Genomic DNA, 19,925 nt, shown 5'->3' with positions numbered 1-19,925 from the left:
GATGCGGGTCGGCGATCCGTCGCGGCGCCCCGAGGGCGTGCCGGCGACCGCCGTTCCGCGATCCGTGATCGCCCCCGGGATGGGGGTTTTGCCGAGGGCCCGCAAACGAAATATCCTGCGGGCGAGACCAAGCTCAGCTAGGCCTTCAATGTCCCTCTCGCCGCCGCGGCCGTCCCTCCCGTCGCTCAACGCGCTGCGCGCTTTCGAGGCGGCCGCCCGCCACGAGGGCTTCGTCGGCGCGGCGGACGAACTCTGCGTCACCGCGGCCGCGATCGCGCAGCAGGTCCGCGCGCTGGAGGACTGGGTCGGCAAGCCGCTGTTTCACAGGAAGGCGCGGGGCCTGCAGCTCACGAGCGAGGCCCGGGCGATGCTGCCGCGCCTGGTCGCGGCGTTCGATGCCCTGGCCGGCGCGGCGCACGGGCTCCGTCGGCATGCCGATCGCCAGGAGGTCCAGATCGCGGCCCTCCCGTGCGTGGCGCAGCTGTGGCTCTCGCCCCGTCTCGGGGCGATGCGCAAGGCGTTCCCGAACCTCGCATTCTCGGTGGTCGCGCTGGAGGATCCCCCCGATTTCGCGCGGGACCCTTTCGACTTCGGCCTGTTCTTCGCGGACGCGGATGTTCCCCACTGCAGCACCCAGACGCTGGTGGAGGACGAGCTGTTTCCGGTCTGCGCGCCCCAACTCCTGGCCGACCGCGAGGGCAGCCTGGATCTGGCGGGCCTGGCCGACATGACGCTGCTGCACGATGCGCGATGGCGCAACGACTGGGCACGATGGCTGAGGCATGCCGGCGGCAGGCAGGTCGACGCCCGCCGCGGATCGACCTTCTCGCTCTACAGCATGGCCGTGGAGGCGGCGATCGAGGAGGCTGGAATCCTGATCGGCCATAGCAGCCTCCTGCAGGCGCCCCTCGGGGACGGGCGTCTGCTGGCACCGATCGATGGGGCTGCCCTGCGCGGTCCGCCGCTCTCGCTGATCCTGCCCGAGGGGCGCAGGCGCGATGCCGGGACGGAAGCCGTGGTCGCATGGCTGCGTGAGACGGCCCCGGCGCCCGCGGGGCGATGAGCGTCGGCGGAATCCGATCGCCGGCCGGACCAGGTCCGGCCTCAGCGATCGCGCATTCCTCGGACCGCCGCCGCGACGCTCCGAGCACGGCCGGGTGCGATCCGGGCGGCACGATCCTGGCGCGGATCCCGGAACCACGCGCCCCAGCCGGCTCGGCACGTCACCGACGGTTAGCGGAGGGATACGAGCGCTCATCCGGGGATACGTGCGGAGCTATCGCCCCTGCCGACCGGATCATCCCCGCCATCCGTCGTCTGCGTGCGCCCGCCGGCGGACCGTCAGAACCCACCTCGACCGGTCGATGGCGGCGTTCTCCGCTCCGAACGGCGTGCCGCCTGCTCGCCGATCACCCACGATGAACCGGGACACCCCTAGCGTGCTGCCGCCTCGCCGGCGCCCCGCAGGTATTTGCGCGCCTCTTCCGGGGGAACCATGCTGCCGCCCGTCGCCCAGATGATGTGCGTGGCGGCGTCCAAGCGGTCGCGGTCGAGGTTCATGCGGGCGCGATAGGCGGCGTCGGCCACGATCCGGGAGGGGCCGGGTGCGCCCGCTACGGCGGAGGGCTCCAGCATCAGGTCCTCGCTGGCCTTGAGCAGGGCCAGGAGGTCGAGCAATTCCTGGTCGGTGACCGTCAGATAGCCATCCACGAGGCGCTGCATGGCCCGACCGACGAAGCCCGACGGCCGCCCCACCGCCAGCCCGTCCGCGACGGTCGCGTTGGAGATCCCGAAATCCTGGACCGAGATCTCGTCGTGCAAGCCCGTATAGACGCCGAGCAGCATGCAGGGCGAGGGCGTGGGCTCTGCGAAGAGGCAGCGAACCGCATCGCCGAACACCAGCTTGAGCCCGAAGGCGACCCCGCCCGGACCGCCGCCGACCCCGCAGGGCAGGTGAACGAAGAGCGGATGCTGCGCATCGACCGGCACGCCGAGGGCTGCGAGCTGCGGCTTCAGCCGCAAGCCCGCGACCGCGTAGCCCAGGAACAGGTCCTTGGAGTGCTCGTCATCGACGAAATGGCAGTTCGGATCGGCCTCGGCCTCGGCACGCCCCTGGGCGACGGCCGCTCCGTAATCGCCGATATGCTCGACCACCGTGACCCCGGAGGCGCGCAGGCGATCCTTCTTCCAATGCCGGGCATCCGCCGACATGTGGACCGTGGTCCGGAAGCCGATCTTGGCGCTCATGATGCCGATCGACAGGCCGAGATTGCCCGTCGAGCCGACCGCGACGCTGTAATCCCCGAAGAAGGCGCGCACGCTGTCCTCGCCGAGCGCCGCGTAATCGTCGCCGACCGCGATCAGCCCGGCCCCGAGGGCCAGGGTCTCGGCCCGCTTGAGCACCTCGTAAATGCCGCCGCGCGCCTTGATCGAGCCCGAGACCGGCAGGTGGCTGTCCTTCTTCAGCAGAAGCCGGCCCCCGCCCGCATAGCCGTAGCGCCGACGGAGGGCCTCCGCGAAGGCCGGCACCTCGACGAGGTCCGATTCGATGATCCCCGCGGTCGCGGCGAGGTCCGGGAAGAACCGAACGAGCAGCGGCGCGAAGCGCGCCAATCGCGCGCTCGCATCCTCGACATCGGACATCGTGAGCCTGGCATCGGCGAGCCCGGTCGCGGCGGGCGCGATGCCGGGGTTGAACCACGCGGTCTCCCGGCCGGCGATCAGGTCGCCGATCAGGGGATGGGTGGCGAGCCACGCGTCGAGGGGCCGTCCTTGGATCGCGGGGGCTTGCCGGGTCATCGTGAGGGTCCTGGCTGGTCGGCGCTCCGGCCCGGCGACCTCCGCGGCCGCCGAGCCGCAGCCGGCGGGTCAGGCCGTGTCATAAACCGGGACGCCGCGAGCGCACACCTTCCCGTTGATCGGTGCGGCCTGCACACCGGCCTGATGCTCGCGGCTCCGAAGTCAGACGGCCCGAGCGCCGCCGACCCGATGGTGTTCGTCCTGTCCCGGGCAGCACAGAGTCCCGCCTCGAGGGTGACCCGCACGCCCGGCGTCGCTCGGTGAAAGCCTCCGACTGCTGTTGGGGGATGCGACCGGCTTCAGGCAGCGACGGCGGGCTCGCGCGCCTCCGGCATGACCGGTCCCTCGGAGAGCTCGCCCTCCCATTTCGCCACCGCCGCCGTGGCCACGCCGTTGCCGATGACGTTCGTCATGGTCCGCCCCATGTCGAGGAACTGGTCGATGCCGATCAGGAGCGCGAGGCCGGCGGTCGGCAGATCGAACATCGGCAGGGTTGCGGCGGCGACGACCAGGGATGCCCGCGGCACGCCGGCCACCCCCTTGCTCGACACCATCAGCACCAGCAGCATGGTGATCTGGGTCGAGAGCGGCATGTCGATGCCGTAGGCCTGGGCGACGAACAGGGCCGCGAAGGTCTGGTACATCATCGAGCCGTCGAGGTTGAACGAGTAGCCCAGCGGCAGGACGAAGCCGGTGATGCGCTCGGACACGCCGAACCGCATCAGCTGCTCGATCATCTTCGGGAATGCGGCCTCGCTGCTGGAGGTCGAGAAGGCGATCATCATCGGCTGGCGCAACAGGCGCAGGAGCCGGCCGATCGACTTGCCCAGCACGACGCTCCCGGCCGCGATGATGACCGCCCAGAGCAACGCGAGCCCCAGGTAGAACGCCCCGATGAACTTGCCGTAGGTGATCAGGACGCCGAGACCCTGCGTGGTGATGACGGAGGCCATCGCGGCGAAGACGCCGATCGGGGCGAACCGCATCACGTAATCGGTGAATCGCAGCATCACCGGGACCAGCTCGTCGATCGCGGTCGCGATGGTGCCGGCCACCGTCCCCTTCAGGCCGGCGAGGGAGAAGCCGAAGAACGTCGAGAAGACCAGGATCTGCAGCACCTCGTTCGTGGCCATCGCCTCGACGATGCTGCTCGGCACGAGATGCGAGGCGAAGCCCTTGAGCGTCAGGCCGGTGGCCTGGATGTTCGGGTTGGTGCCCACCTCCGGTACCGCGAGGCCGAGACCGTGGCCCGGCTGCACGACATGCGCGATGACGAGGCCGACGAACAGGGAGACGAGCGAGGCGGAGATGAACCAGCCCAGCGCCTTCGCGGCGATCCGCCCGACGGCTCCCCCGGAGGCGCCGAGGCTGGTGATGCCGGACACGATGGTCGCGAAGACGAGCGGCGCGATCACCATCTTGATGAGCCGGAGGAAGACGTCGGACAGGACCGAGAAGTAACCCGCGATCGTCTTTGCCGCGGCGGCATCGGGAGCCAGGGCATGGCAGGCATAGCCGCAGATGATCCCGAGGACCAAGCCGACCATGATGTACAGGGTGAGCCGGTTCGGATCCCGATCCGGGCGGGCATCGACCTGCATGGGCCTGTTCCTCGGTTCTGTGTGCATCGTCTTCATCGCGATGCTTCTACATCCCGGCACGGGTGACCGAGCCGGGGCCGCCGAATCTCCTGGGGATGGCTCCCGCCCGGAGCGCGCGGGAGCGATCCGCTCAGAGCTTGGCCAGGGCGCTCGTTCGCGCTTCCGAGGCGGCGGGGTTCTCCCGGTGGCGGATCGCCTCGATCAGCCGGTCGATGTCCGCGGGCGTGTTGAACATGCCGAGGGACACGCGGATGCCGTCGCGCTCGGGCGAGACGCGGATGCCGCTCTGGGTGAGGTAGTCCAGCCAGTGATCGGCCGGCAGGGCGATGACGTAGATGTGCGGCGCCCGGTGCTGCCGCTCCCGCGGGCCGACCAGCCGGATACCCTCCCGGTCGAGTTGCTCGATCAGGTAGTCGCCCAGTGCGAAGCAATGCGCCTGGATCTTCTCGACGCCGACGGAGCCGATCAGGTCGAGGGCCGCCCCGAGACCCTGGATCGCCGGCAGGTTGAAGTTGCCGAGCTCGAACCGCCCGGCGGAGGCGGCCAGCGCCATGTTGTCCGGCCGGGCGATGAAGTCCGCCGGCGGCTCGGCCAGGCTGATCGCCGCCATGTAGGCCGGCTCCAGCTCGGTCCGGCTCGCGTCCCACCAGAGCAGGCCGAGCCCCTGGGGCGTGAGCAGCCCCTTATGCGTGCCCGAGCCGACGAAGGTGGCGTTGAGCGCCTTCACGTCGAGCGGGACGACGCCGATGCCCTGCATGACGTCGACCACGAAGTAGAGGCCCTTCTCCTTGCACAGCCGGCCGACGCTCTCGACGTCGAAGCGATGCCCGGCATGGAAGGTCACCTGCGACATGGAGATGACGCGGGTGTTTGCGTCGATATGCGGGCGGAAGCTCTCGGCATCGATGACCTCGGTCATCGGGATGAACGCGACCGTGACGCCCTTCTTCTTCTTCAGGTTGAGGAAGGCGTAGGCGTTGTTGGGATGGTCGCCGTCGATCAGCAGGACCTTGTCGCCCGGGCGCAGCGGCAGCGCGTTGGCGGCGATGTTCATGCTCTCGGAGGTGTTCTTGGTGAAGGCGACCTCCTCGGGCCGCGCCCCGATGAAGCGGGCGAGCTTGGCGCGGGTCTCCTCCAGGCGGTTGAGCCAGACCTGCTTGGGGCCGGCGGTCTCATAGCCCTCGCGCAGGAAGCGCTCGTAGGCCTCCTTCACGGGGCGCGCGAGCGGCGTCTGGAAGCCCGAGTCGAGGTAGACGATCGAGTCGGCGGCGGGAAACTCCTTCCGGACGGCGGCCACGTCGTAATGCTGCGTCATGTCTACACTCCTGCATGAAGTCGATGAAGGTCGGCTGACGGCACGCGAGCCGGTCGGGCATGCCCCGGCGCTGTCCCTGGGCGCGGGATCGCAGCCGCGAGCCGGGACGGTCGAGGCGCGCGAATTCCTGATCGTTCTCGCTCCGCTCCCGGGGGGGGGGAATCGGTGGACGCGCATGGGTCGCCAAATGCCGAGCGGTCGATGACGACGTCTGCGATCGAAGAATGACGTGGGCTGATAACTGGGCTGATCCTTCAGCGGGACCAGCCTCCATGCCGGCAAGCCCTAATATCACCGCCGCCGACCTGCAAAGTCTTTCTTTCGACTATCTTCAGCGCTGTATCAATTTATGAGATTCCAATCGGATTTCGAGACAGGGCGCATTGAAGCCGCTCCGTCGATGGCGCAGATTTCAAGGTTTCGCATCGTAGCATTCAAATGGTTCTCGCCTGTGCACCTGCGAATTAATTCACCGCCGAATGGTTGCCGGCTGGGCAAAGGGCTCGGTCGCGCGCCGAGCCTCACCGCGAGACAGTCTCAAAATACGGACAGATTTTATCTCGCTCGATCAGAGGCTTGAGGACGTGACGGCTCTAAAACTCGCGCTGCCGGTCCGCAGTGCATGAGACAAAAAATATCATTTTCCGAGACCATATTGACGGCACAATAGCTCTTTCGCCATAACTGCGTCGAGGTGCTACTTGGTCCCGCCGCAGTAATTCACGACTCGTTCCGGTCGCGAACGCTTGGAATTATTCTCGTCCAGAGATCGAAAGCCCGTCAGCGATCCGAGGGTGGGTCCGAATCTCTTGGATTGCTGTTGAAATTCGGAGATGCGCATGTACGCCCGTAACCAATTCGTTAAGCTGTCGTGCGCGATAGCTTTTGGTCTGTTGACGACTGCCGCGCAGGCGGAAAGTCCGACGCTGGCCAAGATCAAGCGCACCGGGACCGTCACGCTGGGCTATCGCGAATCTTCGATCCCGTTCTCGTATCTGGGGGCGGATCAGAAGCCGGTCGGGTTCTCGCTCGACCTGTGCGCGCAAGTCGTCGACAAGATCAAAGAGGACATCAAGCTCGATAAGCTTGCCGTCACCCTGCAATCGGTGAATTCGTCCAACCGCATCCCGCTCATGCAGAACGGGACCGTCGACATCGAATGCGGCGGCACCTCCAGCAACGCGGCTCGGCTGAAGCAGGTCGCGTTCACGGTCGCGACCTTCGTCAGCTCGGCCCGGTGGATGACGAAGGCATCGTCCGGGATCCAGGACGTGAAGGGGCTCGACGGCAAGACCATCGTGGTCACGCAGGGCTCGAACGCCGTCGGCTTCGCGCAGGGAATCAAGGCCAAGGGCGCGACCTTCGCGATCGTCCAGGCCAAGGACCACGCCGAATCGATGCTGATGCTCCAGAGCGGGCGGGCGGCCGCTTTCATGGAGGACGACATCCTGCTCGCCAGCCTCCGGGCGCGTGCCCCGGACCCGGCGGCCTTCGCGTTCCTGCCCGAGACCTACGAGAAGGTGCCGTACGGCCTGATGCTCCCGAAGGACGATCCGGAGTTCAAGGCCCTCGCGGACGGCGTGCTCAAGGGCCTGATGGCCTCGGGCGCCTTCACCAAGCTCTACGCGAAGTGGTTCGAGAGCCCGATCCCGCCGAACGGCGAGAATCTCAACTTCCCGATGAGCGACGCCCTGAAGGAGCGGGTCGCGCATCCGAGCGACGCCCTCGACTTCTGATCGCTCCCGCCCGCCGCGCACCGTCACGAAGGCGACGCCGATGTTCTCCGTGCTCTTCGAGGAGGCCCCTGACGGCCAGCGTTACATCGACTGGCTGATCTCGGGCCTCCAATGGACCGTGACGCTCGCCTTCTTCGGTTGGTGCATCGCCTTCGTGATCGGGGTCGCGGTCGGGGCGGGCCGCACCTCGCCGAGCCGGGCCATCGCGATCCCGTGCCGGCTCTACACGGAGTTCTTCCGCAACATCCCGGTGCTGATCCAGATGTTCCTCTGGTACTTCGTGGTGCCGGAGTTCCTGCCCTTCGGGCTCGGCGACGCGATCAAGCAGATGCCGCCGCCCTGGGGGGCCTTCTGGCCGGCCCTCGTCTGCCTGAGCCTCTACACCTCGGCCCGCGTCTCGGAGCAGGTCCGGGCCGGGATCGAGGCGCTGCCCAAGGGACAGCGCGAAGCCGCCAACGCCCTGTCGCTCTCGACCTGGAAGACCTACCGCCACGTCCTGATCCCGCAGGCGCTCCGGCTGATCGTGCCGAGCCTGACCTCGGAGGTCATGGGCATCTACAAGAACACCTCGGTCGCCCTGACCATCGGCCTGCTCGAACTCACGGCGCAGGCGCGGCAGATCAGCGAGGCGACGTTCCAGACCTTCGGGGCCTTCGCCAGCGCGACCCTGATCTACCTCGCCCTCGCCCTGGTCACGTTCCTGATCATGACCGCGGTCGAATACGCGGTCCGCATCCCCGGCCAGGAACCGGTGACGGGCCGGAAGCTGCCGCGCAAGCTCGCTCTCGCCCAGGAGCCGAAGCCGTGAACAGTCTCGACTTCTCCATCGTCTGGCAGGCGCTGCCCTATCTGCTGCACGGGCTCGCCTTCTCCCTCCAGCTCACGGTCTTCGCCTTCCTCACCGGCCTGGGGCTCGGCATCGTGCTGGCGCTCGTGCGGCACCTGAAGGTGCCGGTGCTGGCGCAGCTCGTGGTCGGCTACATCACGCTGATCCGCTCGATCCCGCTGATCCTCGTCCTGTTCTGGTTCTTCTTCCTGGTGCCGATCCTGCTGACCCCGTTCTCGGTGGACGGGCGGCCGATCCCGGTCGGCGCCGGCCCCACGGCCTTCGTCACCTTCAGCCTGTTCGAGGCGGCCTACTATGCCGAGATCATCCGCACGGGCCTGCGCTCGCTCAACAAGGGCCAGTTCGAGGCGGCGGCGGCCCTCTCGCTCTCGACCTTCAAGACCTACCGCTACGTCATCATCCCGCAGGTGATCCGCGTGGTGAGCCCGATCCTGCTGACGCAGACCATCATCCTCTTCCAGGACACCTCCCTGGTCTACGTCCTGTCGGTGGTCGATCTCACCGGCGCCGCGGTCAAGATCGCCCAGCTGAACGGGAAGCTCGTCGAGATGTATCTCGTCGTCGCCCTCGTCTACCTCGCGATCTGCTCCACCGCCTCGCAGGCCGTGGCCATGCTGCGCGAGCGCCAGATGCGCACCGTGCGGACACGATAGGGAGACCGTCCATGCCCCCGGCGCGACGCCCCGGCGTAACCGTCTCTCCCGACGTGCCCGCCCCCATCGGACGGATGCTCGCGATCGTCGAGCTGGTCGCCGTGACCGGGACGATCTCGGTGGCGCAGGTCGTGGAGACGCTCGGCATCCCGCGACCGACGGCCCACCGGATGGTCGCGATGCTGGAAGCCGTCGGCTACCTGCAGAAGCTGCCCGGGCGCACGGGCTACGGTCCGGCCCCGAAGCTGGTCTCGCTCGCCTCCGACATCATGGCCTCGACGGTGGTCTATTCGGCGCTCAACACCACGCTCACGGAACTCGCCGCGCGCATCGGCGAGACGTGCAGCCTGGCGATGCTGTCGGGTGGCGACGTCGAGTACATCGCCAGCGCGTTCGGCGGCTCGCCGCTGACGCTGCAGTTCCAGGCCGGGCAGAAGACGCCGATCCACTGCACGTCGAGCGGCCGGATCTTCCTGGCCAACCTGTCCGACGAACGGCTGGAGACCTTCCTGGCTTCCGGCCCTTGGCAGCCGGTCACGCCCCAGACCCTCACCGATCCGCGCAAGCTGCGCGAGGAGCTGAAGGTCATCCGTGAACAGGGCTACGCCCTCAACGATTCCGAGTTCATCGTCGGCGTGGTCGGGGCCGCGGTCCCCGTCCGCAACACCGAGGACCGGGTCCTCGCGGCCCTGACCGTCTCGGCCCCGAAGAGCCGCATGCCGCTCGATAAGCTGAAGACCTTCATTCCCGCGCTGAAGAGCGCGGCGGCGCGCATCGCCCGATCCCTGTGAGGAGACCGACCATGGCCGCGACCCAATCGATGGCGGGGCCCCCCGCGGGCGCCGAGGCGGTGACGATGATCGACGTGACCAAGTGGTACGGCTCGTATCAGGCGCTCACCGACATCCGGCTCAACGTCGCCCCCGGGGAGAAGATCGTCGTCTGCGGACCGTCCGGCTCGGGCAAGTCGACCCTCATCCGGTGCATCAACCGCATCGAGACGCATGACGGCGGCCGGATCATCGTCAACGGCACCGAGCTGACCGCCGAGACCCGCAACATCGACCACGTCCGGCGCGACGTCGGCATGGTGTTTCAGAGCTTCAACCTGTTCCCGCATCTCAGCGTGCTCGACAATTGCACGCTCGCCCCGGTCAAGTCGCTCGGCATGGCAGCCAAGGAGGCGCGGGATCTGGCGATGCACTTCCTGCAGAAGGTGCGCATCGCCGATCAGGCGAAGAAGTACCCCGGGATGCTCTCGGGCGGCCAGCAGCAGCGCGTCGCCATCGCGCGGGCGCTGTGCATGAAGCCGAAGGTGATGCTGTTCGACGAGCCCACCTCCGCGCTCGACCCCGAGATGGTCAACGAGGTGCTCGACACCATGGTCGCGCTGGCGCTCGAGGGCATGACCATGATCTGCGTCACCCACGAGATGGGTTTCGCCCGAAAGGTCGCCGACCGGGTTGTGTTCATGGACCAGGGGCAGATCGTCGAGGTGGCTTCCCCCGAGGCGTTCTTCCAGGCGCCGAAGACCGAGCGCGCGCGGAACTTCCTCGCGCAGATCATTCACTGATCCCGGCGGGACCAGCGTGACGAAGGCCGCCGCCCCACCGCATGGCGCGAAGCGTCGCCGTCACGGGCGGCGAGCCTCCATCGGCACCAGCGAACGGATGGACAGCGTGAGCACCGATATGGCGCAGACCAGCCTCCCGCCCGAGACCCCCGTCCAGGATTCGACGACGGCCGACGACCTCGCGCTCGCTACAGTCCGCACCGTCCCGATGGAGGGCACGCGCACCCGCCGGGAGCACGACCTTCTCGGCGACGACGAGGTCCCGGCCGAGGCGCTCTGGGGCATCCACAACAAGCGGGCGGTGACGAACTTCCCGATCACCGGCGTCCCGGTCGGCCATTTCCCCGAATTCGTCCGCAGCCTCGCTCTGGTCAAGCAGGCCGCCGCCCGGGCCAACCGGCGCCTCGGCTATCTCGACCCTGCCAAGGCGGACGCCATCGATCGCGCCTGCGCGCTCGTCGCAACCGACTCCAAATACGCCGAATCGTTCGTGGTCGACGCCATCCAGGGCGGCGCCGGCACCTCGACCAACATGAACGCCAACGAGGTCATCGCCAACGTCGCGCTGGGCCTGATGGGGCGCAAGCCCGGATCCTACGACGCCCTGCACCCCAACGACGACGTCAACATGGCGCAGTCGACCAACGACGCCTACCCGACGGCGCTGCGGCTGGCGGTGATCCTCGCGACACAGCCGCTGATCCGAGCGCTCGACGACCTCGCCTACGCCTTCAAGGGCAAGGCGGTGGAGTTCGCGGACGTGCTGAAGATGGGCCGGACGCAGCTTATGGATGCCGTGCCGATGACGCTCGGCCAGGAATTCGACGGCTTCCACGCGACCATCAAGGAGGACGTGGCCCGGCTCGGCGAGGCGGCGGCGCTGTTCCGCGAGGTCAATCTCGGCGCGACCGCGATCGGGACCGGCATCAACGCCGATCCGCGCTACGCGGCGCTCGCCGTCGAGGAGCTGTCGCGCGTCTCCGGGCAGCCGATGGTGCTGGCCTCGAACCTCATCGAGGCGACCTCGGACCTCGGCGCCTTCGTGCTGTTCTCCGGGGTGCTCAAGCGCGTGGCGGTGAAGCTCTCCAAGATCTGCAACGACCTTCGGCTGCTCTCGTCGGGCCCCCGCACCGGCCTCGGCGAGATCCGGCTGCCGGCGGTGCAGGCGGGCTCCTCGATCATGCCCGGCAAGGTCAACCCGGTGATCCCGGAGGTCGTCAACCAGGTCGCCTACATGGTGATCGGCCAGGACCTGACCGTGACGCTGTGCGCCGAGGGCGGCCAGCTCCAGCTCAATGCCTTCGAGCCGACCATCGGCTACTGCGTCCTGTCCTCCCTGCGGATGCTGACGGCCGCCATCGACACGCTGACCAAGCGCTGCATCGAGGGTATCGAGGCGGACCGGGAGCGCTGCCGCACCCTCGTCCAGGGCTCCATCGGCCTCGTCACGGCGCTCGCGCCGACGCTCGGTTACGAGGCGAGCTCGCGGGTGGCGCAGCGCGCGCTCAAGGAGAACCGCCCGGTGGCCGACCTCGTGCTGGAGGAAGGCTTGCTGACGCGGGCGCAGCTCGACCAGCTCCTCGAACTCGAAGCCATGACCCACCCGACGCGGAGGAAGTCGGGCGGCGCGCTATCCTGATGTCCGAATTGCGAGACAACAGATCCGCCTGGATAACGCGCGCCTCGACGCCCCCGCCCAGCAATGAACCACGGTGTCTCGCAATTTGAAACATTATCGCGTGCATTCATGGAAGCATTATAGAGTTCTTTATTAGCTTTTCATCGGCATGATCTGCGCGTGATCGCCGATCCAGAGCCGCAGGCATGAAACTTCTCGCACGCCTTTCGATCAATGGCCTCCTGGTGCTGGCCGTCGTGGTCGCCGTGACGGCCCTCAACCTCGCAGCCCTGTCGCGCTTCCGGAGCGACGACGCGGAAGTCACCCGCGCGCTCACGCTGCTCGGCGCCGTCCAGGATTTCGGCTCGGCGGTGACCGATCAGGCCGCAACCCTCGACGCGTATTCGGTCTCGGCCGATGCCAAGCTCAAGGATCGCTACACCGGCACGGGTGCGCAGCGGGTCGACGCGGCACTGAAGACGCTCCGCCAACGGAGCGGCGATCTGATCCCGCCCGCCTTCCTGGCCCAGCTGGAGGCGGCGCTGCAGGAATGGCGCAAGGCGGCCGAGGTCGATCTGATGGTGATGACCCGCCAGGAGCCGACCCAGGCGGCATACGCCCAGCTCTCGGCCGCCTCGGAGAAGCTGTCGGCCCGCGTGATGGATGTCATCCGCGACGCCCAGGCGCGGAAGGCCGATGCGGCGTCGTCGATGGACTGGACCGCATGGATCGGGCTGGCGGCGTCGGGCGGGGTGGTGTTCCTCACCTCCCTCTGGCTGCTGAGCACGATCCGCGGCCCGCTCGCCGGGCTGACCGCCGCCATCGGGCGCCTGGAAGCGGGTGACCTGCAGGCCGCCGTTCCCCATCACACGCGTCGCGACGAGATCGGCGCGATCGCCAGAGCGATCGAGACCTTCCGGCACGCGCTGCTCGACGGGAGCGGCCTGCGGCAGGCCCAGGCCTTCGAGGCGGAGGCGCGGCTGGAGCGATCGCGCCGGCAGCAGGCGCGGATCGAGAGGTTCCGCGCGGAAGTCGGCGACTTGCTGGCCCGCGTCGACGGCGCGCTCGCGACGCTGGACGGGACGGCGAGCACGCTGTCCGACACCGCGGCCGATGCCGGGCGGCGCTCCCGAGCGGTCTCCGAGGCGGCCGGCCAGACATCCGCCAACGTCGTGGCGGTGGTGGCGGCAACCGAGCAGATGGGCGCCTCCATCGGCGAGATCGGCCGTCAGGCCCTGCGCTCGTCCGACCTCGCGCAGGGCGCGGTGGCAAATGTCGAGGGGGCCGTGACCCTGATGGCGGAGCTGTCCGCGGCCTCGGAGGACATCGGCACCGCCGTCACGCTGATCTCGGCGATTGCCGGCCAGACCAATTTGCTGGCGCTGAACGCGACCATCGAGGCCGCCCGGGCCGGCGAGGCGGGTCGCGGCTTCGCCGTGGTCGCGGGCGAGGTCAAGGACCTTGCGGGACAGACCGCGGAGGCGACCCGAAGGATCGCGGATCAGACCGCCCGCATCCAGGCCTCGACCGGCTCGGCCTCGACCGCCATCGCCGACGTGTCGGCCCGGCTGCGGGACATCGACGGCGTGATCGCCTCCATCGCGGCGGCGGTGGAGGAGCAGGGCGCGGCGACCCAGGAGATCGTCCGCAATGTCGGGCAGGCCGCCGAGGGTGCCGAGGGCGTCACCCACAACATCGCCGACGTGGCGCGGGCCGCGGAGGCGACGGGCCGCTCGGCCAAGGACCTTCTGGCATCCCGGGACGCGCTGGAACACCAGTCCCGCGCGCTCGGGGCCGGCGTGGAACGCTTCCTCCGAGATGTCGCGGCATGAGGCCCGGACAGAGCCGCAGGACCTCGCCGGGCGATAGGCGCGGCGCGGTGCCCGAAACGACCGACGTCCCCGACGGGGCGTCCCGATCGATGCCGACGGACACGTCCACGGTCCGTCGTATCATGACCCTTGATTCGAGCAGGCGAACCAACGATGCCTAAATCCTTCGGCGTATCGGCCCGTGCGACAGTATTGATCCTGGCGATCGTATGCCTGTCCTTCATCGGCTGCTCGTACTTCGTCTATGCGTCGCAGTCGGCGGCGATCAGGACCGATATCAGCGCGAACATGACGACCTTGAGCGGAACGGCCGCCCGCGGCGTCGCGAACTGGCTCCGGGGCAAGCTCGACCTCAGCGAGTTCATCGCGCAGGAGGTCGCCCGGGTCGGGGTCGGGCCCGCCGCCGATACGGTGCTGGGCTCGCCGCGGGCCCGCGAGACCTTCGAGATCAATATCCTCGGGCGCAAGGACGGCTTCTACACCAAGATGCCCAAGGGGGAGATGGCGCCCGGCTACGACCCGACCCAGAGGCCGTGGTACAAGGGGGCAGCCGCCGGAAACGGCCCGTTCCTGACCGAGCCCTACGTGGCGGCCAGCACGGGGCAGCTGACGATCACGGCCTCCTCCCCGGTGCGCGACGAGCAGGGCGCCCTGGTGGGCGTCGTCGGCGGCGACTTCGCGCTGGGCGCGCTCTCGCACATGATCAACGAGGTCGACATGGGCGGCCATGGCTACGCGTATCTCGTGTCCGGGGCGGGCAAGATCCTGATCCATCCCCGCGCCGCGCTGAACGGCAAGCCGCTGTCGGATCTCGTCACCGGCCAGCTGCCGCGGATGGAAGCCGTGCCCCAGGACGTGTCGGAGGGCGGGCGCTCCACCCTGACGGTCTTCGCCCGCGTCCCGAACCTGCCGCCCTCGCTCGACTGGTACATCGCCCTGTCGGTCGACAGCGCCAAGGCCTTCGCGCCCGTGGAGCGTCTCTGGCAGATCATGGCGGTCTCGACGCTGGTGAGCCTGCTCCTGCTCGCGATCGTCGTCAGCCGCTTGATGGCCGTGACCGTGGCCACGCCGCTGAACCGCCTGGTCGGGGTCCTGCAGCGCATGGCCCAGGGCGAGATCGACGCAGAGATCGTCGAGGCCCGCCGCAACGACGAGATCGGCGCGGTCGGCCGGGCCGTCGAGGGCATCAAGGCGATGGTGGCGCGGAAGGCGATGGAGGAGGCCGAGGTGCGGCGGGTCGCCGACGAGGCCGCGGCGGCCGAGCGCCGTCGCACGATGGTCGCCCTGGCCGACGGCTTCGAGGCAGCGGTCGGCGGCATCATCGGCATGGTGTCGTCGTCTGCAACCGAGTTGCAGGCCACCGCTCAGACGATGACGGCGACGGCTGCCGAGACGGCGAGCCAATCGACAACCGTTGCCGCCGCCGCCGAGGAGGCCGCCGCCAACGTGAACACCGTGGCGGCGGCGGCCGAGGAGCTCGGATCGTCGGTGCAGGAGATCGGTCGGCAGGTCGCCGGCTCGGCCGAGCTGGCGCAACGCGCGGTGCACGAGGCCGACCAGACCGGTACGCTGGTGCAGGAATTGAGCGCGTCCGTGTCCCGGATCGGTGACGTCGTCGGCCTGATCTCGAGCATCGCCGGCCAGACCAATTTGCTGGCGCTCAACGCCACGATCGAGGCGGCGCGCGCCGGCGCGGCCGGGCGGGGCTTCGCCGTGGTAGCCTCCGAGGTGAAGGCCCTGGCCGAGCAGACCGGGAAGGCGACCAGCGAGATCTCCGAGCAGATCGCGCGGATCCAGGCATCGACAGGCCAGGCCGTCACCTCGATCGCCGAGATCACCGGGCGGATCCGGGAGATCAGCGGCGTCACGACCTCGATTGCGGCGGCGACCGAGGAACAGGGTGCGGCCACCCAGGAGATCGTGAGAAATGTCGGCCAGGCCGCCACGGGGGCCGGCGAGGTGACCAGCAACATCGCGGGCGTCGCCGGAGCGGCCGAAGAAACCGGAGCGGCCGCGAGCCAGGTTCTGGGCGCGGCGTCGGAGCTGTCGCGCCAGTCCGAGCATCTCGCGACCGAAGTCGGACGCTTCCTCGCGACCGTGCGGGCGGCCTGAACCCGCGTCACCGAGGTGCAGGGCCGCCCAGACTGCTGGGCTGGACTGCTGGTAAGCAGCCCTTCTGAAAGCCCGAGAAGCGGCGACACACGACGCCCGATCGCCTCTCGGTCCGGCGCTGCCCAAGCGTTCGAGCGAAGGCGGCCTCGACCTACCAGAGATGCATCAGGATATTGGAAAGCTTGCTGAACCAGTTGGTCGACGGCGTTTGGTGGGGCTCGGCGTGGCTGAGCTTCTGCATCATGGAGAGGGCGGCTTTTCGCTGGCTCTCGGAGATGGAGAACGTCTGATAAGTGGCGGTCTTGGCAGCTGCAGGGGCTCCGGCGGAGACCTGGGCGCCGGCACCGCTTGCGCTCGTCGGCGCGGGCGCGCTCGTCGCGCTGATCGGGTTGGTCGGGCTCGTGGCGGTCGGCGCCGAGGCGGATGAGGCGCTGCTTGGGGCTTGCAGGCTCGGTGCCGGTGAGCGGCTCGCACCCGCGGCGCTGGCGAGGGCGGGCTGCGCCGTATTGGCCGTGACGTTGGTCGGACTAGCCGTCGGGCTGGTCGGGACGACGGTGGTCGGCTGCACCGGGCTTGTCGGCGCGGGGCTCGCGGCCGGGGTGGTGGCGAGGCCGCTCGCGGGCGTCGTGGCCGTCGAAGACGGGCTCGTCGGGCCAGGTGCAGCGGATGGGGCTGCGGTGACGGGCGCGGTCGTGACGGGGGAGATCCCCGCCGATGCGGAATCCGAGGCCGTCGTGCCGGCGGACCCGGCGGTGTTCGATCCAGCGGGCGCGGTGTTGGCCATGCCATTGGCGGGCTGCGAGGCGACCGGGGTCGTCGCGCCGGGGGCGGAAGACGTCGCACTGGCGGGCGCGGCCGGATTCGCGGGGACGCTGGCCTGTGCGGTCGGCGTGGTGGCGCTCGCGGTCGGGGTCGTGCTGCCCGCGGAACTCGGTGCCGGGATTGCAGATGGGGCCGGTGTCGCGGCGGCGGGGGTCGCGTGCGTCCCCACATTCGTGCCGGGGCTCGCCGTGCTGGCCGAGCCCGTCTGGGCGGCAGGTGCGGCGGCGCCGCTCGCGGCCGGGCTCGGCGCCGCTGCCCCATTGGGCGTCACGGTTGTGGTCTGCGGCGCTGCGCCGGCGGTCACCGGGTGCGTGCTGCCGGTCGCCGAACTTGTCGCGCTGACCGGGTTCGGGGCGGCGCTGGCCGGAGCCGGCGCGACGGTCTCGCTCTTGGCCGGGCTGGTCGACGGGGCTGTGGCCTGAGGCGCTGCGCTGCCGGTGCTCGAGCCCGTCGCGCTCGGCGCGGCGCTGGCCGGGGCGGTCGAGACGGGGGAACTCGGGGTCGCGTCCTTCGTGCTGCCGGATCCCGTCGTCGATCCGGCGGTGTTGGCCGTCGCGGTGCCGGTCGTCGAGCCGGTCGCCGGCTTGGTCGCTGTCGCGCCGGCGGTCGGGGCCGAGGCGGTGGTCGGGCTGCTCGCGCCCGAAGACGATGCGGGGGAGGGCGTCGTGCTCGCCGCGCCGGCCGCGCTGCTCGACGGGGCTGCACTCGTCGTCGCGCTCGGCGTCGGATTGGCGGCGGTCGCGGGTGTCGATGCGGCCGCCGAGGTGGCGCCGTACAGGCCCGGATCCTTGCCGTCCGGGCTCGACACCGCGTCCTGCCTCACGGCGACGGCGGACGAATCCTTCGAGTAGGCGCGGACGTAGTCGATCTTCGAGGTGATCGCCGTGCGGGCGATGTCGGCGTTGTTGCTGCCGCCGCCCTGCGTGGCCAGATCGACCAGCAGGTACATCGGGCTGTGCAGGTCCGACGGGGTGGCCTGCGAGCCGGTCATCTGTCCGTCGACGTAGAAGCTGATCCGGTCGGCCTGCCAGTCCATGCCGTAGGTGTGATAGCCGTTCTGGTTCGGCATCACGCTGGTGACCTGGCGGTTCTGCTGCCAGGGGATGTTCGGCGTCTGGTCCGTGGTGTGGATCGTGCTGTAGACGGTGCTGGGCCCGTCGCCGTAGCGCTCGACGACGTCGAGTTCCTGATGCTGCCCGGCATTGTGCGGGTCGGGCTTCTGCTGGTTCGGCAGCAGCCAGAACGCGTCCCAGGCGCCGACCTGCTCGGAGAAGTCGGCCCGGACCTCGAAATACCCGTAGGTCTGGGAGAAATTGCCCTGCGTGGTCAGCAGGCCGGATTCCCAGCTGCCGGGCACGCCCGACGTCGTCCTGTCCGGCACCGCCGTGATCGACAGGGCACCGTTCTGGACCTGGAAGGGGTCGTAGCCGGAGCCTTTGTCCACGAAGGAGGAATGGCCGAATCCGACATCGGCGTTGGCGTCGCCGCGATCCTGCGCGCGAATATCGGCCCAGGTCGTGCCGGCGCCGGTCTGCGAGATACTGCGCGTGTTGAATTCTTCGTCGAAGGTCAGCTTGTAACCGGTCAGATCGACCATGACTATTCCCCCAGACTTTCGACAAGGCGCGATTCTGCGATCGCAGCACAAGAAAGCTTGCCTACGTGATTACAGGACGCCGCGAGCGGCCGACCTGCCCAGCTGTATTTTCCTATTTTTAACGCTGTGGAAACAATACTTACGTGGTTGCTTGGCTGTCAAGATTGGTGTTTCGGCAGATTTCAAGCAGACGATTTCGATCTATGCAGATTAGCGCCAACCGATACCCTATTGGGGATTGACAGTGGCGGGCATGCCCCAGCCGCGCCTGTGTTTATTTGCCTAGACCTTCGGCGGCCTCGGTCGCGTCCGAGGCTGAGAGCGGCCGCAGCGGAGCCGGGGCCTCGCTGTGAAAGCGTGTGCCGGTCGTGGGTTAGGCGGGCGGACAACCGGCACGGGCTGGGGTCGTCGGGACCGGCTTCGGCGCGGCGCGGCGCCCCCTCGCGCGGGGCGGGGAAAGCGTCCGCAGCCCCCGGCTGGCGCCTCAATTTTGGGCGCGCAGCCCTCCGGCTGCCCGCCGATCACGGGCGGTCGGCAAGCCTCGGCACGCCGCCGCAGGGCGCCGCCGCGCCATCCGCTCAAGCTTCGGCGAGCAGGCGCTCATACTGTGCCTCGGCGGGCCCGTAGGTGTCGCCGGCCAGTTCCCTGAGCCTGTCGCGGTCGAGCACGGTGATGCGCCCGTCGCTCGCCCGGACCATGCCGGCGCCGGTCAGGACATAGAGGGCCGCCGTCACGCCGGTGCGGCGCACGCCCAGCATCATCGCCATGAAATCCTGCGTGAGCGGCATCTCTTCACTGTCGAGCCGATCATGGGTCATCAGGATCCAGCGGGCGAGCCGCGCCTCGACGTTCAACGTGGCGCTTGCGTAGACCGTGTAGCCCGTCTGGATCATCAGGCTCAGGACGTAGCGGCCCAGAACGCCCCGCAGGCCCGGGCTCGCCTGCAACGCCTCGCGCAAGTCGGCCGCGCGGATGCGCAACGCCTCGCCGCCACCCTGCACGATCCCCAGGAAGGGACCGCGATCGGTCCCCAGGACGAGGGGCACGCCGGCCAGACCCTCGGCGCCGACGAGGCCGATCTCGATCCGGCCGCCCTCGGTGGTCGCCACGAGCGAGACCAGGCCGGTCTCGACGAAATAGGCATGCGACAGCGGTTGATCGACGCCGATCAGCGTATCCTGGAGGTGGAGCGGGACGCGCTCCAGGGCCCGGGCCAGACCCGCGAAGTCCTCCGGGGCGAGGGCGCCGAGCAGGCGGTTGCGAATGTCGGATTGCCGAAGCTGGATCACGGTGCGTCTCCCAATCAGGGCAAGAGCACGCGGTCTCTCAGTCGTTCGCGCCCGAAAACTTCGGCGAACAATGACGATATTATAGTACTATTCCACACAAATAGATAGGGCGGGATCGAATGTACGCTTTC

Annotated in this window: 14 protein-coding genes; 9 read left to right on the top strand and 5 right to left on the bottom strand. The window is 68.9% G+C overall.

Annotation, left to right across the window (positions count from 1 at the left end):
* Nucleotides 1–148: 148 nt before the first annotated feature.
* Nucleotides 149–1,063: a LysR substrate-binding domain-containing protein gene (locus BMZ47_RS27870; RefSeq protein WP_167369000.1), complete on the top strand. Its 915-nt coding sequence runs from the start codon at nucleotides 149–151 to the stop codon at nucleotides 1,061–1,063.
* Between the two features lie 371 nt (nucleotides 1,064–1,434).
* On the opposite strand, the gene BMZ47_RS05735 is transcribed toward BMZ47_RS27870, so the two are convergent.
* From BMZ47_RS05735 to BMZ47_RS05725, 3 genes are all read right to left on the bottom strand, one after another.
* Nucleotides 1,435–2,799, bottom strand: coding sequence for a D-serine ammonia-lyase (locus BMZ47_RS05735; protein WP_091859583.1), 1,365 nt, complete (start codon nucleotides 2,797–2,799; stop codon nucleotides 1,435–1,437).
* Between the two features lie 299 nt (nucleotides 2,800–3,098).
* Nucleotides 3,099–4,400 carry a dicarboxylate/amino acid:cation symporter gene (locus BMZ47_RS05730; protein WP_007565509.1) on the bottom strand — a complete coding sequence of 434 codons (1,302 nt, stop codon included), beginning with the start codon at nucleotides 4,398–4,400 and terminating at the stop codon, nucleotides 3,099–3,101.
* A 130-nt stretch (nucleotides 4,401–4,530) separates the two neighbouring features.
* Nucleotides 4,531–5,715 (bottom strand): aminotransferase class V-fold PLP-dependent enzyme, encoded by a 1,185-nt coding sequence (locus BMZ47_RS05725; protein ID WP_091859581.1) that lies wholly within the window; start codon nucleotides 5,713–5,715, stop codon nucleotides 4,531–4,533.
* Nucleotides 5,716–6,554: 839 nt separating this feature from the next.
* Between BMZ47_RS05725 and BMZ47_RS05720 the strand changes: the two genes are divergently transcribed.
* The 8 genes from BMZ47_RS05720 (at nucleotide 6,555) to BMZ47_RS05685 (ending at nucleotide 16,086) form a co-directional block, all read left to right on the top strand.
* Nucleotides 6,555–7,451, top strand: a complete 897-nt coding sequence (locus BMZ47_RS05720; protein WP_091859579.1) for an amino acid ABC transporter substrate-binding protein — start codon at nucleotides 6,555–6,557, stop codon at nucleotides 7,449–7,451.
* A gap of 40 nt (nucleotides 7,452–7,491) precedes the next feature.
* Entirely contained in the window at nucleotides 7,492–8,259 is a 768-nt protein-coding gene (locus tag BMZ47_RS05715; RefSeq protein WP_091859576.1) for an amino acid ABC transporter permease, read from the top strand.
* Complete coding sequence (locus tag BMZ47_RS05710; RefSeq protein WP_091859574.1) at nucleotides 8,256–8,951, top strand: amino acid ABC transporter permease; 696 nt, start codon at nucleotides 8,256–8,258, stop codon at nucleotides 8,949–8,951. Before BMZ47_RS05715 ends, BMZ47_RS05710 begins: the two co-directional genes overlap by 4 nt.
* Nucleotides 8,952–8,962: 11 nt before the next feature.
* The gene (locus BMZ47_RS05705) at nucleotides 8,963–9,742 is read left to right on the top strand and encodes an IclR family transcriptional regulator (protein ID WP_091859571.1); all 780 of its coding nucleotides are present in this window, start codon (nucleotides 8,963–8,965) and stop codon (nucleotides 9,740–9,742) included.
* A gap of 11 nt (nucleotides 9,743–9,753) precedes the next feature.
* A complete protein-coding gene (locus BMZ47_RS05700; RefSeq protein ID WP_091859568.1) occupies nucleotides 9,754–10,524 on the top strand; it encodes an amino acid ABC transporter ATP-binding protein in 771 nt (256 codons plus the stop codon).
* Nucleotides 10,525–10,642: 118 nt separating this feature from the next.
* On the top strand, nucleotides 10,643–12,163 hold the full coding sequence (locus tag BMZ47_RS05695; protein ID WP_091859775.1) for an aspartate ammonia-lyase: 1,521 nt from the start codon (nucleotides 10,643–10,645) through the stop codon (nucleotides 12,161–12,163).
* Nucleotides 12,164–12,348: 185 nt separating this feature from the next.
* The gene (locus tag BMZ47_RS05690; protein ID WP_091859565.1) at nucleotides 12,349–13,974 is read left to right on the top strand and encodes a methyl-accepting chemotaxis protein; all 1,626 of its coding nucleotides are present in this window, start codon (nucleotides 12,349–12,351) and stop codon (nucleotides 13,972–13,974) included.
* A gap of 153 nt (nucleotides 13,975–14,127) precedes the next feature.
* The gene (locus tag BMZ47_RS05685) at nucleotides 14,128–16,086 is read left to right on the top strand and encodes a methyl-accepting chemotaxis protein (protein WP_091859563.1); all 1,959 of its coding nucleotides are present in this window, start codon (nucleotides 14,128–14,130) and stop codon (nucleotides 16,084–16,086) included.
* 151 nt (nucleotides 16,087–16,237) lie between these two features.
* Here BMZ47_RS05685 and BMZ47_RS28785 read toward each other — a convergent pair whose 3' ends face one another.
* Nucleotides 16,238–18,505 (bottom strand): glycoside hydrolase family 16 protein, encoded by a 2,268-nt coding sequence (locus BMZ47_RS28785; protein WP_091859560.1) that lies wholly within the window; start codon nucleotides 18,503–18,505, stop codon nucleotides 16,238–16,240.
* A 578-nt stretch (nucleotides 18,506–19,083) separates the two neighbouring features.
* A complete protein-coding gene (locus tag BMZ47_RS05675) occupies nucleotides 19,084–19,794 on the bottom strand; it encodes a Crp/Fnr family transcriptional regulator (RefSeq protein ID WP_091859558.1) in 711 nt (236 codons plus the stop codon).
* Nucleotides 19,795–19,925 lie beyond the last annotated feature (131 nt).

Source organism: Methylobacterium brachiatum, assembly GCF_900113845.1.
GTDB classification, from domain to species: domain Bacteria; phylum Pseudomonadota; class Alphaproteobacteria; order Rhizobiales; family Beijerinckiaceae; genus Methylobacterium; species Methylobacterium brachiatum.
Note: the sequence above shows the minus strand (reverse complement) of the source record. Positions and strands in the feature narration are given on the sequence as shown.